Source organism: Arthrobacter sp. W4I7 (assembly GCF_030816215.1).
Taxonomy (GTDB): domain Bacteria; phylum Actinomycetota; class Actinomycetes; order Actinomycetales; family Micrococcaceae; genus Arthrobacter; species Arthrobacter siccitolerans_A.
In genome coordinates this window covers 1,543,690-1,568,218 of sequence record NZ_JAUSXU010000001.1, presented here as the reverse complement: position 1 = coordinate 1,568,218, position 24,529 = coordinate 1,543,690, and the positions used below count along the sequence as shown (strand labels likewise).

At 67.6% G+C, this 24,529-nt stretch carries 20 protein-coding genes and 1 pseudogene; 6 read left to right on the top strand and 15 right to left on the bottom strand.

The window, feature by feature from the left end:
- Nucleotide 1: 1 nt before the first annotated feature.
- From nadC to QF047_RS07200, 4 genes and pseudogenes are all read right to left on the bottom strand, one after another.
- Complete coding sequence (nadC, locus tag QF047_RS07215) at nt 2–916, bottom strand: carboxylating nicotinate-nucleotide diphosphorylase (protein WP_307281825.1); 915 nt, start codon at nt 914–916, stop codon at nt 2–4.
- A 7-nt stretch (nt 917–923) separates the two neighbouring features.
- A complete protein-coding gene (locus QF047_RS07210) occupies nt 924–2,771 on the bottom strand; it encodes an L-aspartate oxidase (RefSeq protein WP_307275161.1) in 1,848 nt (615 codons plus the stop codon).
- A pseudogene (nadA, locus tag QF047_RS07205) lies at nt 2,771–4,076 on the bottom strand (quinolinate synthase NadA). Before nadA ends, QF047_RS07210 begins: the two are co-directional and overlap by 1 nt.
- On the bottom strand, nt 4,073–4,783 hold the full coding sequence (locus QF047_RS07200; protein WP_307275159.1) for an NUDIX domain-containing protein: 711 nt from the start codon (nt 4,781–4,783) through the stop codon (nt 4,073–4,075). Before QF047_RS07200 ends, nadA begins: the two are co-directional and overlap by 4 nt.
- Nucleotides 4,784–5,054: 271 nt before the next feature.
- Here QF047_RS07200 and QF047_RS07195 point away from each other — a divergent pair, with 271 nt between their 5' ends.
- The 3 genes from QF047_RS07195 (at nt 5,055) to QF047_RS07185 (ending at nt 8,084) form a co-directional block, all read left to right on the top strand.
- The gene (locus tag QF047_RS07195) at nt 5,055–6,431 is read left to right on the top strand and encodes an amino acid permease (RefSeq protein WP_307275157.1); all 1,377 of its coding nucleotides are present in this window, start codon (nt 5,055–5,057) and stop codon (nt 6,429–6,431) included.
- 73 nt (nt 6,432–6,504) lie between these two features.
- A complete protein-coding gene (locus QF047_RS07190; RefSeq protein ID WP_307275156.1) occupies nt 6,505–7,332 on the top strand; it encodes an alpha/beta fold hydrolase in 828 nt (275 codons plus the stop codon).
- A 104-nt stretch (nt 7,333–7,436) separates the two neighbouring features.
- Nucleotides 7,437–8,084: a phosphoribosyltransferase gene (locus tag QF047_RS07185; RefSeq protein WP_307275153.1), complete on the top strand. Its 648-nt coding sequence runs from the start codon at nt 7,437–7,439 to the stop codon at nt 8,082–8,084.
- 71 nt (nt 8,085–8,155) lie between these two features.
- On the opposite strand, the gene QF047_RS07180 is transcribed toward QF047_RS07185, so the two are convergent.
- The gene (locus QF047_RS07180; RefSeq protein WP_306634246.1) at nt 8,156–9,487 is read right to left on the bottom strand and encodes an MFS transporter; all 1,332 of its coding nucleotides are present in this window, start codon (nt 9,485–9,487) and stop codon (nt 8,156–8,158) included.
- A gap of 249 nt (nt 9,488–9,736) precedes the next feature.
- Here QF047_RS07180 and QF047_RS07175 point away from each other — a divergent pair, with 249 nt between their 5' ends.
- Nucleotides 9,737–10,471, top strand: a complete 735-nt coding sequence (locus QF047_RS07175) for an IclR family transcriptional regulator (RefSeq protein ID WP_306634247.1) — start codon at nt 9,737–9,739, stop codon at nt 10,469–10,471.
- 20 nt (nt 10,472–10,491) lie between these two features.
- Here the strand turns inward: QF047_RS07175 and QF047_RS07170 are convergent, their stop codons facing one another.
- From QF047_RS07170 to QF047_RS07155, 4 genes are all read right to left on the bottom strand, one after another.
- Nucleotides 10,492–11,802, bottom strand: coding sequence for an MFS transporter (locus QF047_RS07170; protein ID WP_373427799.1), 1,311 nt, complete (start codon nt 11,800–11,802; stop codon nt 10,492–10,494).
- A 249-nt stretch (nt 11,803–12,051) separates the two neighbouring features.
- The gene (locus QF047_RS07165) at nt 12,052–15,156 is read right to left on the bottom strand and encodes an SMC family ATPase (RefSeq protein WP_307275151.1); all 3,105 of its coding nucleotides are present in this window, start codon (nt 15,154–15,156) and stop codon (nt 12,052–12,054) included.
- Complete coding sequence (locus QF047_RS07160; RefSeq protein ID WP_307275149.1) at nt 15,153–16,316, bottom strand: exonuclease SbcCD subunit D; 1,164 nt, start codon at nt 16,314–16,316, stop codon at nt 15,153–15,155. The genes QF047_RS07165 and QF047_RS07160 overlap by 4 nt, the downstream gene beginning before the upstream one ends.
- A gap of 9 nt (nt 16,317–16,325) precedes the next feature.
- On the bottom strand, nt 16,326–17,297 hold the full coding sequence (locus tag QF047_RS07155) for an aquaporin (protein ID WP_307275147.1): 972 nt from the start codon (nt 17,295–17,297) through the stop codon (nt 16,326–16,328).
- Nucleotides 17,298–17,467: 170 nt separating this feature from the next.
- On the opposite strand from QF047_RS07155, the gene QF047_RS07150 reads away from it, so the two are divergent.
- A complete protein-coding gene (locus QF047_RS07150; RefSeq protein WP_307275145.1) occupies nt 17,468–18,550 on the top strand; it encodes an ADP-ribosylglycohydrolase family protein in 1,083 nt (360 codons plus the stop codon).
- On the opposite strand, the gene QF047_RS07145 is transcribed toward QF047_RS07150, so the two are convergent.
- Together QF047_RS07145 and QF047_RS07140 are read right to left on the bottom strand one after the other, a co-directional pair.
- A complete protein-coding gene (locus tag QF047_RS07145; protein ID WP_306634253.1) occupies nt 18,531–19,010 on the bottom strand; it encodes a DUF4395 domain-containing protein in 480 nt (159 codons plus the stop codon). The two genes, QF047_RS07150 and QF047_RS07145, sit on opposite strands and share 20 nt — an antisense overlap.
- A 72-nt stretch (nt 19,011–19,082) precedes the next feature.
- Nucleotides 19,083–20,093, bottom strand: a complete 1,011-nt coding sequence (locus QF047_RS07140; protein ID WP_307275142.1) for an exonuclease domain-containing protein — start codon at nt 20,091–20,093, stop codon at nt 19,083–19,085.
- Between the two features lie 152 nt (nt 20,094–20,245).
- On the opposite strand from QF047_RS07140, the gene QF047_RS07135 reads away from it, so the two are divergent.
- Nucleotides 20,246–21,040, top strand: a complete 795-nt coding sequence (locus tag QF047_RS07135) for a VTT domain-containing protein (protein ID WP_306639094.1) — start codon at nt 20,246–20,248, stop codon at nt 21,038–21,040.
- Between the two features lie 110 nt (nt 21,041–21,150).
- Here QF047_RS07135 and rdgB read toward each other — a convergent pair whose 3' ends face one another.
- From rdgB to murI, 4 genes are all read right to left on the bottom strand, one after another.
- Entirely contained in the window at nt 21,151–21,819 is a 669-nt protein-coding gene (rdgB, locus tag QF047_RS07130; protein ID WP_306634258.1) for an RdgB/HAM1 family non-canonical purine NTP pyrophosphatase, read from the bottom strand.
- On the bottom strand, nt 21,816–22,574 hold the full coding sequence (gene rph, locus QF047_RS07125) for a ribonuclease PH (RefSeq protein WP_306634259.1): 759 nt from the start codon (nt 22,572–22,574) through the stop codon (nt 21,816–21,818). Before rph ends, rdgB begins: the two co-directional genes overlap by 4 nt.
- 125 nt (nt 22,575–22,699) lie before the next feature.
- Nucleotides 22,700–23,497: an MBL fold metallo-hydrolase gene (locus QF047_RS07120; RefSeq protein ID WP_306634261.1), complete on the bottom strand. Its 798-nt coding sequence runs from the start codon at nt 23,495–23,497 to the stop codon at nt 22,700–22,702.
- A complete protein-coding gene (murI, locus tag QF047_RS07115; protein WP_373427751.1) occupies nt 23,494–24,507 on the bottom strand; it encodes a glutamate racemase in 1,014 nt (337 codons plus the stop codon). Before murI ends, QF047_RS07120 begins: the two co-directional genes overlap by 4 nt.
- Nucleotides 24,508–24,529: the final 22 nt, after the last annotated feature.

Below are 24,529 nucleotides of genomic sequence, written 5' to 3'. Positions count from 1 at the left end.
TTCACCCCGCAGTCAGTTCGACATCCAGGCCGAGGTCGAGGGCGGCCACGGTGTGCGTGAGGGCGCCGATGGAGATGACATCCACTCCGGTGGCGGCGATCCCTGCCACCGTCGCGAGGTTCACGTTCCCGCTGGCTTCAACGCGTGCGCGTCCGGCCACCAGCGCCACCCCGGCCTTCAGCTCCTCTACGGTGAAGTTGTCCAGCATGATGGTGTCCACGCCGGCCGCCAGCACCGGCTCGATCTGGTCCATCCGGTCCACCTCCACCTCGAAGTGGGTGGTGTGTCCCAGCTGTGCCTTGGCCGCGGCGAGCAGCGCGGTCAGCCGGGCGGGGTCCCCCCCGGTCATCACGGCGAGGTGGTTGTCCTTGGCCAGGACGGCGTCGGAGAGGCTGTACCGGTGGTTGGCGCCACCGCCGCAGCGCACCGCGAACCGCTCAAGGATCCGCAGCCCGGGCGTGGTTTTGCGGGTGTCCGTGATCCGGGCGGACGTCCCCTCAGTCAGCTGGACGAACTGGGCGGTCTTTGTGGCGATGGCGGACATGCGCTGCACGAGGTTCAGGGCCACCCGTTCGGCGAGCAGCACGGACCGGGCGCGTCCGCTGACCCGCGCGAGGTGCATGCCGGCGTCGAACCTTTCCCCGTCGGCGAGCAGCAGCTCCACGTCGGTTTCCGGGTCCACCAGCTGCATGGCGTCCCGAAACACGGTGGCGCCGCTGAAGACCCCGGGTACGCGGGCGTTCAGGACTGCGGTGGCGCGGGCGCCGGAGGGGATCAGCAGCTGGGAGGTGATGTCTCCGGCAGGAGCGTCCTCGGCGAAGGCCCGCTCCAGGATTTCCCGCACCGGAGCCGACGGCAGCGTCAGGTCCAGCCGCGGGGCGCCGGTGCCCGGTGCAGTCACGGGATGGTCGGTCATTGCCAGTTCACTCATGGACGAGGCTCGCTTTCGGGCGGGTTCGGGAAGATTCTTCAAATTCGGCAGCGATACCGGCAGCATCGGCCGGATCATCGCTCCGGTAATGGGCGCCGAGCGACTCACTGCGCTCCTGGGCTGCAGCCACCAGCATCTGCGCGGCCAACAACAGGTTCCGGTCCTCATGCAGGCGGGTGTCTGTACCAGCGGAAACAGCTTCAGGACGAACGACGGCGGCCCACCGGGCAAGTGCCTCCGCCGCCTCCCGGAGCAACGCCCCAGAGCGAAGCACCCCAGCCTTGGCAGTCATCAACCGCCGCAGGGCTTCCCGCGAGAACAGCTCACTCCCCCCATCGAAGCTGGCAAACAAGCTCACACCCGCAGCACCAGATCCGGCCGCCTCTCCAGTTGGAACCCCTTCTGAAGGTGACCTGACCTCGTCGAGTGACGGGGCTCCGGAAGCGAGCGTCAAGGGGAGGCCGCCCGCGGCCGAGACAGCGAGCGGAGGAGCGCCGTCAGGCGACACCCAACCAGAGCAGTCACCGGAGAGGAAGTCTTCAACAGCGCGCCGGCCGAAGACGAGGCCCTCCAGTAGGGAGTTGCTGGCCAGGCGGTTTGCACCTTGGACACCCGTGCAGGCAACTTCCCCGGCGGCATAGAGCCCGGGAACGGTGGTCCGGGCGTGGAGGTCGGTGGCTACCCCGCCCATCCAGTAGTGGGCCGCAGGCGCAACAGGGACCAGTTCGCGGGTCCAGTCGATACCGGCGTCGCGGGTGCGCTGGCTGAGGGTGGGGAAGCGCTCGGCCAGGAATCCGGGGCCCTTGGTCTGTTCAATGACCCGTGCGTCAAGGTAGACATGGCCGTTGGGATCGCCGAGCTTGGCCAGGTGCAGGGCTATGCTGCGGGACACGACGTCGCGCGGGGCGAGTTCCGCGTCGGAGTGGTACGCCCGCATGAACCGCTTGCCGTTCCCATCGACGAGGATGGCTCCCTCACCGCGGACGGCTTCGGAGATGAGGAGCGGATCCTGGTCCAGCGCGGGCGCTGTGCCCGGGTTCGCTGCGCTGGCGCCGGGAACCAGGCAGGTGGGGTGGAACTGGAAGAATTCCAGGTCAGCCACGGCCGCCCCGACGCGGACAGCGAGCGCAAGGCCGTCGGCGGTGGCCACCGCGGGATTGGTGGTCTGGGCAAACAACTGGCCGGCTCCGCCGGTTGCCAGCAGGACGGCATCGCCGCGCAGGGATGCTGAACGGCCGTCCCGAACGAACTCAACACCGTTGACGGTGCCTTGTTCCTGCAGGAGTGCGGTGGCGTGGGCGCCCGTATGAATCGTCAGGGTACCGTCCGCTTGCCGGGCCAGGACTGTACGGATCAGGGCAGCGGCGACCTTCGTGCCCGTGGCGTCGCCGCCGGCGTGCAGGATGCGGGGCGCGGAGTGTGCCGCTTCCAGCCCTAGTGCCGGGCCGCCGCCGGCACCGGGGTCAAAGTGCACGCCGAAGCGCTCCAGCCCGGCGATGTCCCGCCGCGCCTCGGTGCACATCAGCCGGACAGCTGCTTCGTCGCAGTGTCCCGCGCCGGCCAGGAGTGTGTCGGCGATGTGGGCCGCGACCGTGTCCCCGGGAGCGGGCTCGTCCAGCACAGCCGAGATACCGCCCTGGGCGTACCAGGTGTTGCTCTCGCGAAGCTGGCCTTTGCTCAACAGCACCACGTCGGCGCCGGCATCCGCTGCCAGCAGTGCGGCGTAGAGTCCGGCGATACCGCTGCCGACGACGATCAGCCGCTGGCGGACAGTGGCACCGCCATTGCCCCGGGGTACGGTTCCCGCCGCAGGGGCGGGCGTGTTCGCCTGCCGGTTCATTACGGCCTGGCAGCGAGCATGCGCTCGAGCGCGGTGCGGGCGTGGTCCTGCACGGAGTCAGCCACGGTGATCCGGTTGACGATCCGCCCTGCAACCAGCTCCTCGAGGACCCACGCCAAATATCCAGGGTGGATCCGGTACATGGTGGAGCAGGGGCAAATCACGGGATCGAGGCAGAAGATGGTGTGCTGCGGGTATTCGGCAGCGAGCCGGTTCACCATGTTGATTTCGGTGCCGATGGCGAACGCGGTGGGCTCGGTGGCCGCGGCGATGGCCTTCTTGATGAAGTCCGTGGAGCCGGCGGAGTCGGCCGCGTCCACCACCTCCATGGGGCATTCGGGGTGGACGATCACCTGGACGCCGGGGAAGTCGGCCCTGGCCTTTTCGATCTGCGCAACGTTGAAGCGCTTGTGCACTGAACAGAATCCGTGCCACAGGATGACCCGGGAATCCAGCAGTGCCTGCTCGTCGTTGCCGCCGAGATCCTTGCGGGGATTCCACATGAGGCATCTGCTCCAGGGGCACGCCCAGTGCCTTGGCGGTGTTGCGGCCCAGGTGCTGGTCCGGGAAGAACAGCACCCGCTGGCCGCGCTCGAACGCCCACTCCAGGACGGTTTTAGCGTTCGAGGAGGTGCAGACGATGCCGCCGTTCTCGCCGCAGAAAGCCTTCAGGGCTGCGGAGGAATTCATGTAGGTGACCGGGATGACCGGAACCCGGCCTTCGGCGTCGGGCTCGGTGCCGAAGATCTCCTCAAGCTGCTCCCAGCACTCGGCCACGGAGTCGGCGTCAGCCATGTCCGCCATGGAGCAGCCGGCCGCCAGGTTGGGCAGGATGACAGCCTGTTCGGGCGCGGAGAGGATGTCAGCGGTTTCGGCCATGAAGTGGACGCCGCAGAACACGATGGCCTCGGCGTCCGGCCGCGTGAGCGCGGCGTTGGCCAGCTGGAAGGAGTCGCCCACGAAGTCCGCGTACTGGATGACTTCGTCGCGCTGGTAAAAGTGCCCCAGGATGACGGCCCGGTCGCCCAATACAGCCTTGGCGGCTAGGATCCGTTCGCCCAGCTCAGCGTCGCTGGCGCGCTTGTACTCCTCCGGCAGTTGCCCCTGGCGCGGCGTTGCGGCGGGGGCCACGTCAGCGCTTGAGGCACCGGGGCCGTAGGCGGGAACGCCGGCGAGCGCCTCGGCAAGGTCGTAGTCCCATGGGCCCTTGGCCAGGGCGGGGCTGCAGGTGCCGCCCTTCGCCGCCGCGCCGTTCTCCGCCTGCTCGCGCGTGATCAGCTGGATTGCTGTGTTGACGCTGCTCATACTGTGCTCCTGTTGTCTGGGTCGAGGCCGGGCAGGCCGGTAAAGCGGTAGAGGCGGGGCGGGCGGTGTTTGCCGCCCTGGAGGTATTCGCCGGTTTCCTCTATCTCCGGCGTGGATTTGAGCTGGCGCCGGAAGTTCGCCGGGTCCAGTTGGCGGTCCAGCACAGCCTCGTAGACTTCCCGGACCTGGGCCAGGGTGAAGTACTCCCCCAGCAGGTGGTATGCCACGGAGCCGTAGGCGAGCTTGTTCCGCAGCCGCCACAGCGCGTAGTCCACAATCGTGTTGTGGTCAAAGGCCAGTTCGCCGAGCCGGTCCGCCCGGAACCACCTGACGTTCTCGGACTCGTCTGCCAGGGCGGCTTCCGTCGGCTGCACCAGGGCCCAGTAGACGATGGAGACCACCCGCTGCGTGGGAGAGCGGTGGAGGCCGCCGAAGGCGTACAGCTGCTCGAGGTAGCTCGGAGCGAGGCCGGTGGTCTCCCGCAGGTTGCGGGAAGCCGCGTCCTGCAGGGATTCCGAGTGGCTCAACGGCCCACCGGGCAGCGCCCACAAGCCTTTGAACGGTTCCCGGATCCGCCGGACCAGCGGCAGCCAGAGCGTGGGCCGCCCCGAGCGTTCACTGGGGCGGAGCGCGAAGATGACGGTGGAGATGGCGAGCGACGGCGGCGCGGCCTGGCGCTCCGAGACGTTTGCTGAACTCGCGTACATTTCCACCTCCTTCCGCCCTGCCGCGGCTGCCCATTGAAGCCCGCCTAGTTATGGTCAAACTGACCATAACTGATTCTACGGGCAACCGCCCCTCAATTGCCAAATGTTTCTGAAGGCTTTCGCCGTAGGTGGCATCCGAACCCGGGTCCTATGGAAGCCGGGCAGCCCCATGCCAGGAGCTCCCGGATGCGGGCAGTGCAGCCGCGAGACGGTAAATTCAAGTGGTCCCACGAGGAGCCACCAACCAGACCCCAAGAAGGTTCAGCAGCAGATGACGATGATGTCCACCGAAACCCGTCCACCAGGCCACCTTGGCCACAGCATGAAGCCCCGCCAGCTCACCATGATGGGACTGGGCAGCGCGATCGGCGCCGGCCTCTTCCTCGGGTCCGGGGCAGGCGTGCAGGCGGCCGGTCCTGCCGTACTCATCTCCTACCTGGTGGCCGGCACCCTGATCATCCTGGTGATGTGGGCGTTGGGTGAAATGGCTGCCGCGAACCCGAACAGCGGTGCCTTCTCCGTTTACGCCGAACGGGCCCTGGGCAAAACGGCCGGCGCCACGATCGGCTGGCTCTGGTGGCTGCAGCTGGTGGTGGTGATTGCCGCCGAGGCGCTCGGAGGGGCCGGGCTCCTCTTCTCCGTATGGCCGGTGGTCCCGGTCTGGGCGCTCGCGCTCATCTTTATGGTCGTGTTCACCGCCATCAACCTGGCCGGCGTCAGGAATTTCGGCGAGTTCGAGTTCTGGTTCGCCATCCTCAAGGTCGCGGCCATCATCCTGTTCCTGGTGATCGGCGCCGCCCTTCTCCTGGGCCTGCTGCCGGACGTGGCATCGCCGGGCATGGCCAACCTGACGTCCGATTTCGCCCCCGCGGGACTGGGCGGGATCGCGGCGGCACTTTTTGTGGTCATCTTCGCCTTCGGCGGCACTGAGATCGTGTCCGTGGCGGCGGCTGAAACCGAAGACCCTGAACACAGCGTGGGCAAAGCGATCCGGACGGTGGTGTGGCGCATCCTGGTTTTCTACATCGGATCCGTTTTCGTGATTGCCGCCGTCCTGCCGGCCACGTCGGAAAGCCTGGCCTCACCCTTTGCCGGCGTCCTGGACGCCGCCCGCATCCCAGGCGCCGCCACGGCAATCACCCTCGTGGCCGTCGTCGCCCTCCTCTCGGCACTGAACGCCAACCTCTACGGTGCATCGCGGATGGCCTACTCGCTTGCCGAGCGAGGCGAGGCACCACGGTTCCTGACCCGCCTGAGCGGCGCCAACGTGCCGATGCTGGCGGTCGGCGTGTCCGTCGCCTTCGGTTTCGTGGCCACTGTCCTTGAGCTGCTGTTCCCGGAGCGGATCCTTCCCGCCCTGTTCCAGCTGGTGGGATCCACCTGCCTGGTGGTGTGGGGCAGCGCGCTGGTCTCCCAGCTGGTCCTGCGGCGCCGCGCGGACCGGGACGGGACTCCCCTGCCGCTGAGGATGAAGGGCTTTCCGGCCCTGACGATTGTGGGGCTCGTCCTGCTGGGTGTGATTTTCGCCGTGGGCTTCAGTGCCGAAAGCAGCCGCGTGCAGCTGTTCAGCACCTTTGGCCTGATCGCGGGGATCGCGGCGGCCTGTGCAGCGGGTGCCCGGCTCAGCACCAGGACCAGCCGCAGGTAGAGTAGTCCCGAAGCACGAGGTTCCGACGCGCCGGGTCCCGCCTGGGCGCCGTAAGTTGATGAGGACTGACACCATGAGCGGCAGGCACACCGGCGAGCAGCATTCGCACACCGTGGAGGGCACCGACCCCCAACTGTATGTGGCGGTGCTTGATCCCGCCGCCGACGCCGGCCTCCGGCCCGTCCTGCTCCTGCACGGCTTCTCGTCGTCCAGCAAACTCAACTGGGAGGATACCGGCTGGGTGGCTGCTCTGCTCGAGGCCGGCCGCCGCGTCATCATGGTGGACTTGCCCGGGCACGGCCGCAGCGGCGCCCCGGAGGACCGGGATTCCTACTCCCCCAGCAGGATCCGTGCGGACCTGCTGCAGGTAGCGTTCGACGCCGGCGTGCGGCCTGTGCAGGACGGCGACCCTGCCAGCGGCCTGGACGTGGTGGGCTATTCCCTGGGTTCCCGGCTCGCCTGGGAGTTCGCTGCCACCCAGCCCGAGCTGGTGCACCGGATTGTCCTGGGCGGGCCGAACACCGCGGACCCGCTGGCGGAGTTCGACCTCGCCGCCGCACAGGATTACCTGGCCGACGGAACTCCCATCGCGGACGAGTCCACGGCCAGGCTGCTCAAAATGGCGCTGCTGCTGCCCAGCAACAACATCTTCGCCCTGCTGTCGCTGGTGGAAGCCATCAAGGCCGAACCCTACGATCCCGCCGAGGCGGTCCCGCATGTGCCGATGCTCCTGGTGGCCGGTGACCAGGACGAGCGCGCAGGCAGCCTTCCGCAACTGGCCGGACTGGCCCAGGGCGCCGGTGCCCTGGCGGAACAGCTGACGCTGCCGGGCCGCAACCACACCAACGCCGTGACCAGCCGCGCCTTCAAGCAGGCTGCCATTTCCTTCCTCGCCGTCTGAGACGTCGGGTTGAATTAATTACCGGCCGCCTGCCCATCCCCCTCCTGCCGCCCCTTCCCCGGCGGTAGGCTGAAAGGGAGGGCTGGAACCGCCGGGAGGGCCACATGGATATGCGTTTCGAAGACCGCACGGAGGCCGGCGAGCGGCTGGCTGCAGTCCTGACGCAGTTCCGTGAGCGGCCGGACACTGTTGTCCTGGGCCTGGCCCGCGGCGGAATCCCGGTGGCGGCGGCAGCAGCCAAAGCCCTGTACCTTCCGCTCGGTGCCGTCCTGGTGCGCAAACTCGGCATCCCCGGGCACGAGGAAACGGCGTATGGAGCCCTGGCATGGGCCCGCGGGCGGACCGTGCGCCTGCTCAACAAGCCGCTGCTGGACCGGGTCCGGGAACATGGAGTCCGCGACGAACTCCTGCATCAGGTGGAGCAGCGCGAACAGGGCGAACTGCTCCGCCGCGTGGAACTCTACCCCCGGACAGACCAGGAGATTTCAGGCAAAACCGTCCTGCTGATCGACGACGGCCTGGCCACCGGCGCCACTATGAGGGCCGCCGTCGAGGCCGTCCGGGAGGGCGGGGCGGAGATTGTGGTGGCCGCCGCTCCCGTTGGCTCCATTGAGGCGCAGGCATCCGTGGAGCGGGTGTGCGACGCCGTACTGTGCCTGCATCTGCCGGGCAAATTCCGTGCCGTGGGCAGTTTCTACCGGCACTTCGAACAACTGACGGACGATGACGCCATCAGCTACCTGAAGCAGTAGCAGCGCCTGGCGACGGCGGGCCCGGACCAATAAGTTCCGGGCCCGCTGCGTCCCGGCGTGGGACCATGCGGTCAGTGGTGGCTGACGCCCAGCGGCCGGCCCTTGGTCTCCTTGGCCAGCACCACACCGATGGCCGAGATGACGCAGAGCACCATGATGTAGATGCCGATCGATCCGGTCCACTTGGTGGCCTGCAGCAGGGTTTCGGCGATGGTGGCGGCGAAGGCCCCGCCCAGGATGGCGCCGAACGCGTAGCCGATGGAAATGCCGGAATACCTGACGTTGGCCGGGAACATTTCGGCGTACATTGCGGACATGGGTCCGTAGGACAGGCCGAGGCCGATGGTAAGGACGAACAGCGCCAGCCCGTACAGCCAGATGTTCCTGGTATCGATCAGGGCAAACATGGGAATCATCCAGGCGAACACAATGGCGTAGCCGGTGAGGAAGGTCTTGACCCGGCCAATGCGGTCCGAGAGCCAGCCGCCCACCAGCGTGAAGATCAGCCAGCCAAAGGACGCGAGGGTGGTGGCCAGCAGGACCTGGGGCGTGGGCATCTGCAGCGTCCGGGTTGCGTAAGCGATAAAGAACGCGATCAGCAGGTACCCGGCGGCGTTGTTGCCGATGAAAATCATGGTGGAGTAAAGCACCGGCTTCTTGTGGCTGCGGACCAGCTCGCCCAGGGGCGCCTTGCTTTCCCGCTTCCGTGCGGCCATCTCCTGGAAGACCGGGCTTTCGGCGACCGCGCGCCGGATCAGGTAGCCCACCACGATGAGGACGATCGAGAGCAGGAACGGCATCCGCCAGCCCCAGGCGGCGAAGTCTTCCTTGGACATGCTGGTGTTGAGGAAGAAGAGCAGGCCCGTGGCCAGGATCATGCCCACCGGCACGCCGATCTGCGGGTAGGCGCCGAAGAGTCCGCGTTTGTTCAGGGGCGCGTGCTCCACAGCCATCAGTGCCGCACCGCCCCACTCGCCGCCCGCTGAGAAGCCCTGGATGATCCGCAGGAGGATCAGCAGAACGGGCGCCCAGGCGCCGATCTGCGCATAGGTGGGCAGCATGCCGATGAGCGCGGTGGCGGCACCCATCATCACCAGGGTGAAGACGAGCATCGCCTTGCGTCCCAGCCGGTCCCCAAGGTGGCCCGCCACCACGGCACCCAGCGGCCGGAACAGGAAGCTGATGCCGATCAGGGCGAAGGAGAGAATCTGCGCCAGGCCAGGGTTCGACTGGTTCAACGGGGCCAGGAACAGGGGCGACAGCAGCGTTGCCGTCAGCTGGGCAAAGATGAAGAAGTCATACCACTCGATGGTGGTGCCGACCAGGGTGCCGGCCAGGACTTTGCGCTCCTCCCGGCGGGTGCTGGGACCGGAGAGTGTATCCACCTTGGAAGGTGTGGTCATCGAAACTCCATTGTTTAATGGCAGCCAGGCTGCCAGGACGCCTTCAGGATTACCGACAGAACGGTCAGTTAGTTAGTAGGGTACTACGAAAATGTGAGACAGGACACGCGCTGGGCGAATTTGCTGCTTACGGGATTTGCCGGGCAGCGCAGCGGGATCGCTGGTACCGCTCCCGGGCCGACTCCCGCTCCGGTTCTATATGTGAACTGACGCTTCGGTATCCGGACGCTGCATTCTAGGATGGACACCATGACTTCCACCGCTGCAGCCACCACCGGGGCCGCCCCCGCGCAGGCTTCACCCTCCCAGACGCTTTCGCGGGGCATCCGCGCGTTGGAAATCCTTGCTGCAGCACCGGGCCCGCTAACGATTGCCGAACTCGCCGATGCAATGGGCGTCCACCGGTCGGTGGCCTACCGGATCCTTCGAACACTGGAGGACCACTCGCTGCTGGTCCGCGACGATGCCGGGCGGGTCCAGCCCGGTCCCGGCCTGGCGGTCCTGGCCCGCGGAGTTTCGAGGAACCTGCAGAGCGCCGCCCTCCCCGAACTCACGCATCTGGCGAACACGTTGGATATGACCGCGTTCGTGGCGCTGTGGGACCACCACGACTGCATCACCCTCGTCACCGTCGAGCCGCGGCACTCCGGGGCCACCGTGGCACAGCACCCCGGCACCCGCCACCCCATCAATGCTGGCGCACCCGGCATCGCCATCCAGTCAGCCCTCACGGAAGCCGAGTGGGAGCGCCTCGAGACCGGCGTTCCGTACCGGCCCGAGGCTGCCGAAGCCCGCCGTACCGGATACTCCGCCAGCCACGACGAGGTCATTGCGGGCGTTTCGTCGCTGGCGGCACCGGTCCGGGTTCCGGGCGGACGGCCGGCAGCACTCGCCGTCGTTTACATCCGGTCAGCCCACGACCCCTCAGCGGTGGGCGCGGCGCTGGCGGAAAGCGCGGCCAGAATCGAACGCCAGCTGGCCTGAGCGCAGGGGGCAGCAGGCGCTCAGGCTTGCCGGCGTTGAAGTACGACGGCGGCCGCCGCACCGAGGAGCGCCAGGGCGGCTGCCGCGCAGGCAGGGACGAGGAATGCAGCCCCGTAACCGTGGTCCTGGGCCAGCCTGCCGCCAACGGCTGAACCGATCGCTGTACCGGCGACGATTCCGCTGGCCAGGGCGGTCATCACGGTGCCCAGCCGTCCCGCCGGGGCCACCACCCCGCCAACGGCAAAGACGGTCACCATGACCGGTCCCACCGGGACCCCCAGGACCAGCAGCACCAGCACCATTGACCCCAAGGACGCAGGCATCAGCAGGAGCACGGCCAGCGCTGCCATCAGCGCAGCAGACAATATCCAACGCCAGGCAAGGCTGAAGCGCTGCGGCCAGTAGGCAACCGAGAGAGCCGCCGCGGCGGAGCTGAGGCCCATCACGGCGTACAGCAAGCCGGCGATTTCGGAACTGGCATAGTGGGCGGAAAAGGAGCTTAACGCCGCCTGCGCGGAGCCGAAGAACGTGCCCATGCAGACCATCGCCAGCACCGGAACGGCGACGGACGCCGGCAAACCAGGCCTGGCAGTTTGTTGCCCCGCCGGCAAAGGGGGGCGTGGTCCTGCCGGGACTGCCCGGCGGCGGATCACCGGGACTGCCCGGTGGGTGCGGTGCGCTGCGAAGGCGGGCACCAGGGTGATGGTCATCGCTGCCGCCAGTGCAAGCGGCAGCCAGGGTGCCAGGAGGCTGGCCAGGATTCCCACGAGCGCCGGGCCCAGCACGAAGGTGATTTCATCGGCAGTGCTTTCGTATGACAAGGCGGTGTCCAGGTCGCGCCTGTTGTCCACTTCACTCCCCTGCGACGTCAGTGCCATCCACCTCACCCGCGCCAGCGGCCCTACCTGAGGGCAGCTTGCCCCCGAAAGGAACGCGGCGGCCAGCACTCCGGCAGCAAAACTTCCGGCCGTCCCCAGGACAGCGGCTGCAAGAATCAGCGCCACCACCGCGGCCGTGTTGAGGGCAGCCGCGAACAGCAGCACGGGACGCTGGCCGCGCCTGTCCGCCAGCGTCCCCAGGACCGGGGCGCCCAGAGCGGACCCGATGCCCACCGCCCCTGCGGCCGTGCCACCGAGCGCGTAGGAACCACTGTTGGAAGTAACCACGGTCAGGGTTCCCACCGTGAGCATGGCCAGGGGAAGCCGGGCAAAAAGGCCCAGCGGGATGAAACTGCGGCCGGCAAGTTGCGGAAGCCTGGCAAACCGGCTGCCGGAAACACTTCCCGGGGCGGCGGAGGAACCGGCCTTGCCGGAGGCAGCACCCTCGGTGATGGCGGAAGAACCCTCACTGCTGGCGGAAGAACCCTCCGTGCTGGCGGAAGAATCCGGGATGGCTGGGCCGGGCGCATGCTGCGAAGGCGATGGCTGGTCAGGGGAAAGGGAGGTCGAAGATTTCAATTCCGGGCTCGTTCATTCATGCGCATCGTCCCTCCTCCCGATGCGCTGAACCCGGTAACTGTCCAAGTATATCCGCCGTTCCTGCTGCCCGTTGGCGGGCTGCATCCGCGGCTGCCGGCCGGGTCAGACCGGGGTGTCCAGGGCCTCGGAAATTCGCAGTGTGGAGCCGTTGCGTCCTTTGAGCACCTGGAGCTGCATGCCGATCCGCTGCTTCATTTCCGCTACATGGCTCACCAATCCCACAACCCTGCCCCCGTCCCGCAAGCCTTCAAGGGCGTCCATCACTTGTTCCAGGGACTGCTCGTCAAGGCTGCCGAACCCCTCATCCACAAAGAGCGTTTCGATTTCCACGCCGCCCGACTCCTGCTGGACAACGTCGGCCAGTCCGAGTGCCAGGGACAGGGACGCCATAAACGATTCGCCGCCGGAGAGGGTGGACGTGTCCCGGCGGTGGCCGGTCCATTGATCCACCACCTCCAGTCCCAGCCCGGACTTGGCACCGCGTGCTGCCTTCGCGTCAGTGTGCTGCAGGAGGTACCGGCCGTCGCTCATGGCCACCAGCCGTTCCGAGGCGGCCAGGGCCACTTGCTCCAGCCGCGCTGCCAGGACGTAGCTGTTCAGGCTCATCCGGTATGTATTGTCTCCGCGGCCGGCTGCCGCGTCCGCCAGGCCGGACAGCATCCGGGCATGCTCAGCAGGGCCGCGGGCGGAGCCGGCAAGTTCGGAATACTTGCCGGCGATGGCTGCCAACGACTCAAGGCAGCGCGATGCCAGGCCCACTGCCACGTCAGCGTCGCGTGCCTCCTGAAGGGCAGCGGCCGCATCAGCCTGCAGGGCCGCGAGCCGCTGGTGGTCCACCTGAATTCCGGCGGCCGTTTCTTGCAGGGCGAGCACAACCTCGTCCGATGCGAACAGTTCGGCAACCCGGGCGGCCTCGTCCTGGACGGACCGTATTTCCGCTTCGAGGGCAGCAGCTTCCGTGCCGGGAAGCAGGTGTGCCCTGGCTTCCTCCGCAGAGGAAAACCCGGATTCCGGCAAGGCCAGTTCCAGCTGCTCCCGGGCTTCCGCAGCCTGGGCTCGCGCCGTGACATGGGCAGCCTGCGCTTCGACGGCTTTGGACAGCATGGCGGCCGCGTTTTCCAAGGCGCGCAACCGCTGTGAGAGGCTGCGGTGCCCTGCCCGCAGGCCACCCAGTGCCTGGTCAAGTGACGACGACTGTTCGGCCAGGTCAGCAAGGGAGGACACAACTGTCGCGAGCTCGGCTTCAGCGCTGGCCCGGGACTCCCGGGCCGCGGCGATGTCCGCTTCGAGTGCTTCAAGCCGCGCACGTGTTGCCGCGAGTTCACCCACGGCCTGTTCGGCGTCGGCCGCGGCCGCACGCGCCTCCTCAGCCAGGGCGACGGCCTCTTCCTTGGGGGTCCCGCCGCCTTGGCCGGCCAGGACCGCCACCAGTTGCTTTGCCTCGGCCAGCCTCTGGCCGGCACGGGCGAATTCAGCGTCGGCGGCCTCAAACAGCTGGTGGGCTGCCTCCTCGTCCTGTTCAAGTCCCGGTCCGCCCCCGGAACCGGCTGCCGGCGAGGGATGCTCGGCACTGCCGCACACCGGGCACTCTTCCCCCTCCACCAGCTTGGCTGCCAGCTCGGCAGCCGCATTGGCCAGACGCTGCTCCCGTACATCGAGCCAGCGCCGCTTGGTCTCAAGCTGGTTCTCGCGTAACGCGCCGTGATCCTGCTTCGCCGCCTCCTGCACCGCCACTGCCGTGGCGTAGCGCCGGACCACGTCCAGCAGTTCGCCGGCAGCAGTCGCCTCTTTGGCGCGCAGGGCCGCTGCCCCGGCCGGTCCTTCGAGTGTTTCCAGACCGGAGGTGAGGCTCAGCCGCTCGTCGAGAAGAGCCTCCACACGGCGGTCCAGTGCGATATTGGATGCTGCGATTTCCTGCTGTTTTGCCGTTAACTGCTGGTGCTTTGACCGGAGCGCCTTCAGGCGGTCTTCGTCCGGAATCCTTGCCTCCACCACAGCCAGGAGGGACCGGAGCCGGTCCAACTCATCTCCGGCGGCCGGGACCAATGCCGGGCCGTCGGAGTCCTGCGCGGCATGATGAGCGGAGCCGAGCTCCAGCCGGCCGAGCTCCGGGTCTTCGCCGGCAGCGAGGCGAAGCAGGGTGAAAGCCGATTCCATCGCATCGGCGGCCCGATGGACTTTGACAGCCGCCGCGTCCACGCCGCGCAGTTGACCGGCCAGAACTTCCGCCTGGCGGTGCCGGCCAAGCCTAAGGTTCAGGTTCTCCAGCCGCGGCAGCGCTTCCTGCACTGCGGCCTGCCTGGTGGTTGCCTCCTCCAGCCTGCGGTGCCGGCCCCGGAAGGCGGTCTCCGCTTCAACGGCACGCATCCGTTCCTGGCTCGCCTCCCCCGCGGCCAACGCCAGCTCCGAGAGTTCACGCTTCCGGCGGGCCGCACCTTCCTTCAGCCATTCGAGCCGCGCCGCCATGGTGTCCGGCGCCGGTTTGCCGGCCGTTGAAGTATCTTGTGACGCCCCGTCAGACTCCTCAAGGTGCAGCGTTTCCGCTTCCGACTCCGCCCGCGCGGCCAACAGTTCCAGTTGGCCGCTGAGGACGGCTACCTCCTCCTTTGCTGCCAGCGCCTGCCGTGAGAGTTCCTGCTCCACGGCTTCAAACCGCTCGGTGCCGAAGAGTTTCTGCAGAAGGTCGAGCCGGTCCGTGGCCTTGGAGCGCAGGAAGGCGGCAAAATCACCCTGCGGCAGCATCACTACCCGGGTGAATTGCTCACGGTCCATCCCCAGCAGGGCAAGTATCTCTGCCCCCGCCTCGTCATTGCGCGCGGACTTCTCCACCCACGTTCCGTCCACGCGTTCACGCAGGAGGGTCTTGGCCTGTTGGGTGGTGAACCCGTTTTTGCCCCTGGCGCTCGGCTTTTCCCAGGCGGGCGACCGGGTGACATCAAAACGGCGGCCCTGGGCTGAGAATTCACAGCTCACCGCAGGTTCCTGGCCCGGTTCGGCGTGGTCGCTGCGGAGCCGCTTTCCGTCCTGGCGCGCTCCCGGCACTGAGCCGTAGAGCGCAAAGCAGATGGCATCGAGAACGCTGGTTTTACCCGCGCCGGTGGGGCCGTTCAGGAGGAACAGGCCATGCGCGCTCAGGGTGTCGAAGTCGATTTCCTCGGTGCCGGCAAAGGGACCGAAGCCGGAAATCCGGAGGCGGTGGATCCTCACAGCGAAGCCTCCTGCAGCCGGACGTTCTCCAGTGCGGTGGTGAGTGCCGCCTTTTCCGCGTCATCCGGAACCCGGCCGCGAACGTGCTCCAGGAAGCCGCAGCACACGGCGAGGTCATCCGGCGCTTCCGCCAGTCTGCTGCTGTAGGTGGAGGCAGTGCCGGCACTCCCGCCCTGGGGGTCGAATGCGAGGACCAAGGTGTCCGGGAAACGCGTACGGAGCTGTTCCATGGCCCGGGCGGGACGCTGCGCGTCGGTAAGGGTGACCTGGCAGTAGGCGGTTTCGGCCCAGGAATATTCGGGCGACTCAAGCAGCTCGGGCAAGGGCCCCCGGAGCACCGCCAGGGTGCGCGGGGCGTCCCACAGGACTTCCTGGACGCCGGCCACGCCGCCGGCACCGATGTCGATGAGCCACGCCCCCTTCCGGTGCGACGCCTCCGAGAAGGAGTATGCCAGCGGCGATCCGGAGTAACGGACCTGGGGCGACAGGGCCTGGCGCCCATGCAGGTGGCCCAGGGCGGTGTAGCTGAAGCCATCAAAGAGGTCCAGCGGAACCGCCCCTACGCCACCGATGCTGAGGTCGCGTTCACTGTCCGAGCTGACCCCGCCGCTGGCAAAGGTGTGCGCCAGCACCACCGAATGGACTGTGGCAGAAGCCGAGCGCCGTTCGATGTCCTGCCGGATCAACCCTGTTGCCGCCCGGGTCACCTCGAAGTGGCTGGCAGTCTGGACGCCCAGCTGGTCGGCCACAAGCCGTGGTTCCAGCCAGGGAATGCCGTAAATGGCCACCAGCGCCTCACCGCTGGCAGGGAGCAGCAGGGGCTGGCCGAGACTGTCCAGCCTGGTCCGCAGGTGCACCCCGCCGCGTTCCAGCAGCCGCGAAGCGAATCCCAGGCGGATGGCGGAGTCGTGGTTTCCGCTGGTAAGCACCACCTGCGCTCCTGCCGACGTCAGCCGGACCAGGGCATCGTCCAGGAGGCGCACCACATCCACGCCCGGGAGGGCGCGGTCATAGACGTCGCCCGCGATGAGCACAACATCCACGGCATGCCGGGCAACGGCGTCCACCAGCTGGTCGACGAAGGCCCGCTGCGCATCCAGCATCCCGATCCCGTGGAAGGACCGGCCCAGATGCCAGTCCGATGTGTGAAGTAACCTCATGTTTCTAAGCTATCGGCTGCCAGTGACAGTTCCGGTAACCGCCGCAGCGGTCGGCACCCTGCCAGGGTCAGCCCCGCTTGCCGTCGAAGAACTCCTGCGCTTCGCTGGTTTCAGTTTTTGTGTCCCTGGTGACGCGCTCAGCCGCGTCTCGTCGGCTTCCAGAGGCTCATCGTCGGCTGCCACGGGCTCATCACCGGTAGCCGCCGGGGCTTCCCCGGACGCGTCTGTCCCCGCACCGAAACTCCGGAAGGCGAGCCCGGCGATCACGGCGCCCACCAGGGGAGCCGCGACAAAAACCCAGAGCTGCTCAACGGCCCATCCCGAGCTGAACACTGCGGAGGCAATGGCCCTTGCCGGGTTGAAGGGCAGGTTGCCCACGGACAGGCCCAGCTGGAGGAGGACGGCGAAGGACAGGCCAACGGCAACAGGTGCGGCGGAGCGGCCGTTGCCGTCCCGGCGCGCCGTTCCCAGGAAGACTGCGGTGATGATCGCCGCGCCGATCATCTCCAGCAGCAGCGCGGCCGCCAGCGGCGCCTGGATGATGGAGTGTTCGCCGAAGCCGGCAGTGACGGTGTCAAACGCCGTCCGGCTGTCCGCGATCCCGGGCAGCGTGCGCAGGATTCCGTACAGGGCCAGCGCCGCCAACAGTCCCCCGGCCAGCTGGGCTGCGGCATAGGCGGCGGCGGAACCTCCACGGATCCGGCCGGCCACCAGGTGGCCGGCCGTGATGGCAGGGTTGAAATGGCCGCCTGAAGCATGGCCGCAGGCAAGCATGGCCGCGGTCACCGCGAGCCCCGCAGCAAGGGCCGCAGGCAGCGGGCTGGACTGCGGGATGCTGAACAGCGGCACGCCGAGGCCGGCAAGAGCAAGGAAGAAGCTGCCAAAAGCCTCGGCCACCAGGCGTGGCAGAAGCCGTGGCTGGGCTGGTTCAGTTCCGGATGACTGAAATGCGTCGTGACGGGCCGGGACGGGCGTGCTCATGGAGGTGACCTTCGAGGTAGGCGGGTGTGGAAGTGCGGACGGCAACCCGGACATTATTCCAGTGCAGGCTGTACGTTCGCTGGACAGCGGCGCCCGCGCGCTGCAATACAGGCGCGCAGTGTCGCCGGTGGGGTCGGGCAGCCCGTGGCGGCCACGGTAAATTTGCCACCATGAGTATTGAGTCGGACACTTCCACCCCTTCCCTCAAGTCCCGTATCCGCGGCTGTCTCCTGGGCGGCGCGCTCGGAGATGCGTTGGGCTACGCGGTGGAGTTCGACTCGATTGACCAGGTCCGCAGCCGCTACGGCAGGAATGGCCTCACCGGTCTCGATCTCCTCACAGCTCCCAGCCATTTCTCCGATGACACCCAGATGACCCTGTATACCGTGGACGGCCTCGTTGAGGCGCTGGAGTGGGCGAACTCGGGCGTCGGCGCGGACGTCAACGCCTGCCTGTGGCTCGCGTACCTGCGGTGGTTTGCCACCCAGGGGGAAACAGCACCGCCGTCGGCTCCCGTCCCCCAAACCCGGTGGATTGATGCCCAGGAAGTGCTCCACCAGCGGCGGCATCCCGGCAAGGCCTGCATCTCCGGGCTCGCCACCGGGGAAATGGGCACCTCCGCCCGGCCCGTGAACCCTGACTCGAAGGGCTGCGGGACCGTGATGCGTTCAGCTCCGTTCGGGCTCATCCCGCACATCACACCCGACGCCGTCTACAAGCTAAGTGCCGACGCCGCCTCGCTCACGCACGGTCACCCGTCAGCCCGCCAGAGTGCGGGAACGTTCAGCCTCCTCATCCACCGCCTGGTGTCCGGTGAGGGACTGCGGGAAGCGGCAGCCGGGGCGCTGGCCCAGGCCGTCGGCCTTGATGGTGTAGCGCCCGAGCTGCCGGAACGGCTGGAGGCCGCCCTGCGGATGGCCGGAAAGGGCGTAGTGACGCCGGAGGAACTGGTCCAGGCGCTCGGCGAGGGCTGGGTCGCCGAGGAAGCCCTCGCCGTCGGGCTTTACGCCGTCCTGGCCACGCTCCCGGAAGCGGCGCCGCCGGAACCAGCGCGGCACTTCCGTGATGCTGTGGTGCTGGCCGTTAACCACAGCGGCGACAGCGATTCCACCGGCTCCATTGCCGGGAACATCCTCGGCGCTTACTACGGCGAAGTCTGCCTCCCCCCGGAATGGCTTGCGGCGCTGGAAGGGCAGGACGTGATCCGCGGCATGGCGGACCAATTGGTAAAGGTCACAACCGGCGAAGACTGATGTTGTTGCAGGCCTCGCAGACTTCCGCCGGAATCAGCCCGCGCCGCTGCAGGAATCCGAAGATCACGCAGCCGAGGCAGAACCCGGCAAATGCTTCCAGCGACGCCGCCACGATCAGGATGCCCAGCACTGTCCAGGCGGCCGGGGCAGCGCCGGCCGCGAACAGGGCCAGGGCCGTAGTGGAGACCACCGCACCCATGCCTTGGGCGAAGCGCTTGGGCGGCCCGGGAACCAGTTTCACGTGGCCCAGCCGTGGGGTGATGACTTTCACGGACAGCAGTGCCAGCGGCGAGATCCGGGGTCCGAAGAGCACGCGGAGCCAGAACCCGGCGGCGATGGCCAGCAGGCCCCATCCCGACCCCGCCGCTGCCGTCACCAGCGCCAGCACAACCACCAGCCCTGCCGTCACGCGGGCGGCGTACTCGTTCACGGGGTTGGGGAAGGCAAATACGGTGCGCATGAGGCCAGGCTAGGGGCCTCCGACGCCGGGCGGAAGGTTTGTTGCGCCGCGTGAACGCGCGCGGACCTCGGCTCAGGCGCTGACGGCTCCGGCGAAACTGTTCACCATCTGCAGGAATTCACCCTCAGAAAGAACCTCGATGGCCTGTCCCCGCTCATGGAGTTCCAGGACCCGGCGGGCTTTGCCCGTGAGCCTGCCCGAGCGGAGGTCTGCGGCCACAAAGCCATCCCCCACCACCAGGACGGTGGTGCGTCCCGTGACCCGGCTCTCCGCCCGGGCACCGAATTCGGCAGAGCGCTGCTTCGCTTCGGGCCGGCCCATGGAAAGCTGTCCGGTGAAAACGACTGTCTGGCCGTAGAGCGGGTGGCCGGGCTCTGCGTGCGGATTGGGCTCGGGGTTTGCTCCCTCTTCCGGCCAGCCGCCCTGGAAGGGCCGGACCAGCCCTGCCCCGCTGGCCGCGGCACTGGAGAGGGCGGCAAGGCTGGCCTTGGACAACGTGTCCCGGGCGGGGTCGAACGCTTCCTGGCGCGGCATCACAAGCCCCAGCGACAGGTAGAGCTCGGCGATGCTGTTGGCGCCGTTGCGGCCCGCTATGTCCACTAGGATGCCGGCGCACGCACGGGCGTCTTCGGCGGCGTCGTGGTGCTTGACCAGGGGAACCCCGGCCTCCTCCGCGGCAAAGGGCAGGGAATTGGACACCAGCGAGTAGCAGCGCCTGGACAGCATCACGGTGCAGACGTAGTCGTAGGCCGGGCCGGGCAGCCCTGACACCTCCAGTCCCGAGCGGATCACACCGAGATCGAAGGCAGCATTGTGCGCCGCAAGGATGTCATCGCCAATAAAGGCGCCGATCTCCGGGAAGAGCTCCCCAAACCGGGGCATCCCCGCGACGTCGGCGGCAGTGATCCCGTGGATCCGGACGTTGTGGTAATCGAAGTGGTCATGGCTGGCCGGCGGACGCATCAGCCATGAGGCTTCCTCAACAACCTTGCCGCCGCGGACTTTCGTCAGGCCTACCGAGCAGGGTGAGCCCCGAAATCCGTTGGCAGTTTCGAAGTCGATCGCCGTAAAGTCCAAACCCACGGGCCCCACCTTACCGCCGGACCGGTTCGTTCCCGTGCCACCCATGCGGCCATGTCACGGATATCACCCCTGTCCGCCCCGGCCGTGTTCCTCCCGGAGCCACCGGGAGGAAGAGGCACGTCAAGTACCCTTGAGGAGTGAACTTTCCTGTGATGAACGACTTCGCTGTGTCCATGCTGGGCGGTGCGGGACCGGTGCAGCCACAGTTGGCATCCTTCCTGCCCGACTGGCTGAACCCCCAGGTCTTCCTGGCTGATCCTGCCCTCGCACCGTGGGTGGTCCTGCTTGTCTGCGGCATCGTCTTCGCAGAAACCGGGCTGCTGGTGGGCTTCTTCCTGCCGGGCGACTCGATGCTGTTCACCGCCGGCCTGCTGGTGGCCACGGACACCATTAAATTCAACGTGTGGCTGCTCGCCCTGCTGATTGTTGTGTCGGCCATCGTGGGCAACCAGACCGGTTACCTCATCGGATCCAAAGCTGGCCCGGCGATCTTCAACAAGCCCAATTCCCGCCTCTTCAAGCGCGAGAACATTGAGAATGCCCACGCCTTCTTCGAAAAGCACGGCGGAAAAGCCCTGATCCTTGCACGCTTCGTGCCGATCATCAGGACCTTTGTCCCGGTCATTGTGGGCGTTGCGCAGATGAGCAAAAAGAAGTTCTTCGTTTACAACGTCATTGGTGCCTTCCTCTGGGGCGGCGGCGTGACGCTTTTGGGGTACCTGCTGGGAGACCGGATCCCGTGGGTGCGGGACAACCTGGACATTATCTTCATCGCTATCGTGCTGGTGTCGGTTCTGCCCATCGGGGTGGAGGTCCTCCGCGGCATGGCCGCCAGGCGGCAGGCCACGGCGTACGGCACGGACCCCGTGGACGAGTTCATTGAAGAACACGCGCCCGAGGAAGAGCACAAGACGCCCCGCCACCTTGGCGGAACGCGGCCCGAGTAGCAGCGGGCCCTGCAGCTAAAAGGGTGCGCCCCAGGCTTCGGCCCGGAGCGCACCCTTTCCTGTATTAAGGCGTTGGCAGGTTCAGTCGACCGCCTTGTGCAGGTGCCCGCTTAGCGGTACTGCAGTGCTTCGACGATGGCCGGCACAAGCGCCCGGAACGCCTTGCCGCGGTGGCTGATCGCGTTCTTCTCGCCGGCGGACAGTTCCGCGCAACTGCGGGTCTCCCCCACCGGCTGCAGCACGGGGTCGTAGCCGAAGCCGCCGTCGCCGCGGGGTTCGCGCAGGAGGACGCCCTCCAGCTGCCCGTACTCCACTACCTCGCGTCCGGAATCGCCGTTTGCCGCGGGGACCGCCAGTGCCGCCGCGCAGACAAAGGCGGCGCCGCGGTGGGCATCCGGGACGTCGGAGAGCTGGTTGAGCAGGAGCCGCAGGTTCGCGGCGTCATCCCCATGGCTCCCGGCCCACCGGGCCGAGAAAATACCTGGCGCTCCGCCCATCACATCCACAGCGAGCCCGGAATCATCGGCGATGGCCACCAGGCCTGTCGCTTCGGCGACGGCCCGCGCCTTGAGCAGGGAATTCTCGGCGAACGTCACCCCCGTTTCGACGACGTCGGGGGCACCTGCCGCTGCTGCGTCCACCACCTGAGTGTCGACGTCGAGCCCTGGCACCTGCCCGCGCAGGAGCTCGCGGAGCTCCCGCAGCTTGCCCTTGTTATGGGTGGCAAGGACCAGGCGCGGGGCGACGCCTTGCCCCGGGACGGTACCTGCCGCACTCACAGTGTGTCTGCCAGGGTTTCGCGCTGGATCGCCGCGAGCTGGGTGGTTCCGAGCAGGGCCAGGTCCAGGAGCTGGTCCAGTTCCGCGCGGTCAAAGGGCGCGCCTTCGGCGGTCCCCTGGACCTCCACGAACTTGCCGGAGCCGGTGACCACCACGTTCATGTCGGTTTCCGCCCGGACGTCCTCCACGTAGGGCAGGTCCAGCATGGGTACGCCGTCGATGATGCCCACGGAGACCGCTGCGATGGTGTCAACCAGGGGCTGGGCGTTCTTCGCGATCAGCTTGTTGTCACGGGCGAACCGGATGGAGTCCGCGAGCGCAACATAGGCGCCGGTGATGGCTGCCGTGCGGGTTCCGCCGTCGGCCTGCAGGACGTCGCAGTCCAGCACGATGGTGTTCTCGCCCAGGGCCTTGGTGTCAATGATGGAGCGCAGGGAGCGGCCGATGAGCCGGGAAATCTCGTGGGTGCGGCCGCCGATTTTGCCCTTGACGGATTCGCGGTCTGAGCGGGTGTTGGTGGCGCGGGGCAGCATGGCGTACTCGGCTGTGACCCAGCCGCGGCCCTCCCCCTTGAGCCAGCGCGGCACTCCTGCGGTGAGGGAAGCCGTGCACAGGACCCGGGTGTTGCCGAACTCGATCAGGGCCGATCCCTCAGCCTGGTTGGACCATCCACGGGTGATACTGATGGGCCGGAGCTGGTCCGGGGCGCGGCCGTCGGCACGCACAATGGGCACTGCAGTTGCTTCAGAAGTCATGCCTTTAGCTTATCCACTGCCGGGCGCACGGGCTGTCCAGGGCTGTCCGACGGCAAAGGAACTCCGGGCCAAAGGAACACGGGGCAGAACAGCTCCGGGGCAATAAGCTGCCGGCGAAGCAAGAACTAGATGGTGTAGTGCACCCCGGCCACGGCCACCGCAACGTCGCCGCCGAAAACCGGCCGCGCCTCCGCCATCACTGTGGTCTGCGACGTCCACACCGGAATGTGCGTCAGAAGGAGCCGGCGGGCACCGGCAGCGGCAGCGGCTTCGCCTGCCCGCTTGCCCGTCAGGTGGACGTCCTTGATGCCGTCATCCCGGCCTTCCTCGAAAGCCGCTTCGCACAGGAACAGGTCAGCGCCCTTCGCGGCCTCCTCCAGGCCTGCGCAGGAGTCCGTGTCGCCGGAGTACGTTAGCGTCTTGGCAGTCCGGTTGCCCTCCTTGTCCGGCTCCACCACTTCCACCCGGAGGGCGTATGCCTCCTCCACCGGGTGGTTCACGGCGAAGGGGGTCACGGTGAAGGGACCAACGGTGACCGGCTCGCGCTCGGCCCAGTTGGTGAAGTCGAACTCCTCGCGCATGCCGGGGTCAAGTTCCAGGCCGTAGGCGGTGGCCATCCGGTCCGCCGTGGCGGCCGGTCCCCAGACCGGGATCCGGCCCCTGCCCCAGCCGCCCGGCTTCCACCGGACGGCCACGTGCAGGCCGCAGAGGTCCATGCAGTGGTCGGGGTGCAGGTGGGTGAGGAAAATCGCGTCGATGTCCTCAAGGTCGGTGTACCGCTGGATGGCGCCCAGGGCGCCGCTGCCCAGGTCCATGACCACTTTCCAGGTCCGTTCGCCGTCGTTGGCGGTCAGGAGGTAGCACGACGCCGGGGATCCCGGCCCGGGAAAGGACCCGGTGCAGCCGACGATAGTGAGCTTCACTGGCCTTGACCCCCGGCGACGGAACTGCCCACAAAGTTGGAGATCCGCGGGCGGGCGCCGGCGCTCTGAGCGGCCGCGATCATTTCCGGGGTGATGCGGGCCAGGCTGCCGGTGGGATACTGGGCCGCCACGTGGTCCACGTGCCGGACGGAAAGGACTTCAGGGCCAAGGAACCTGCGGGCGAGCGCCTCAAACTGGGCGGCATCCCCAGTTGCCACGAAATGGTGTTCGGGCGGGGCAGTTTCCGTACGCTGGAGGTCGTGGGTGGCCAGGGCTCGATAGACGTCCTTGGCGGTTTCCTCCGCGCTGGACACCAGGGTGACGTCCGCTCCCATCACATAGGAGATGACGCCGGTCAGCAGCGGGTAATGCGTGCAGCCCAGGACCACGGTGTCCACCCCGGCGGCCTTCAGCGGGGCCAGGTACTCCTCCGCCACAGCCAGCAGGGCCGGTCCGGTGGTAATTCCGGCCTCCACGTAGCTGACGAATTCCGGGCAGGCCACCGACGTGATTTCCAGGTCCGGCGCGGCGGCAAAGGTATCCTCGTAGGCCCGCGAGCCCACGGTGGCGGACGTGCCGATCACCCCCACCCTTCCACTGCGGGTGGCGGCAACGGCGCGCCGCACCGCTGGCTGGATGACCTCGATGACAGGGATGCCGTACTTCGCCGTATACCTCTCGCGGGCGTCACGGAGCACAGCGGCCGACGCCGAGTTGCAGGCTATGGTGAGCAGCTTGACGCCGGAGTCCACCAGTTCGTCCATCACGCCCAGGGCGTTGGCGCGGACTTCCGCGATGGGCAGCGGACCGTAAGGTCCGTGCGCGGTATCCCCCACGTAGAGGATGGACTCGTTGGGGAGCTGGTCAATGATGGAGCGTGCCACGGTCAGGCCGCCCACTCCGGAGTCGAACACACCGATGGGCCGGGATTCGACGGCGGCGGCCGGCAGGTCGCTGGCTTCGGACCCTGCTGCTTCAGCTGACGGGTCCATGCTCGAGGCTGTTGTCATGATTATTCGAGGATAGGTCTTC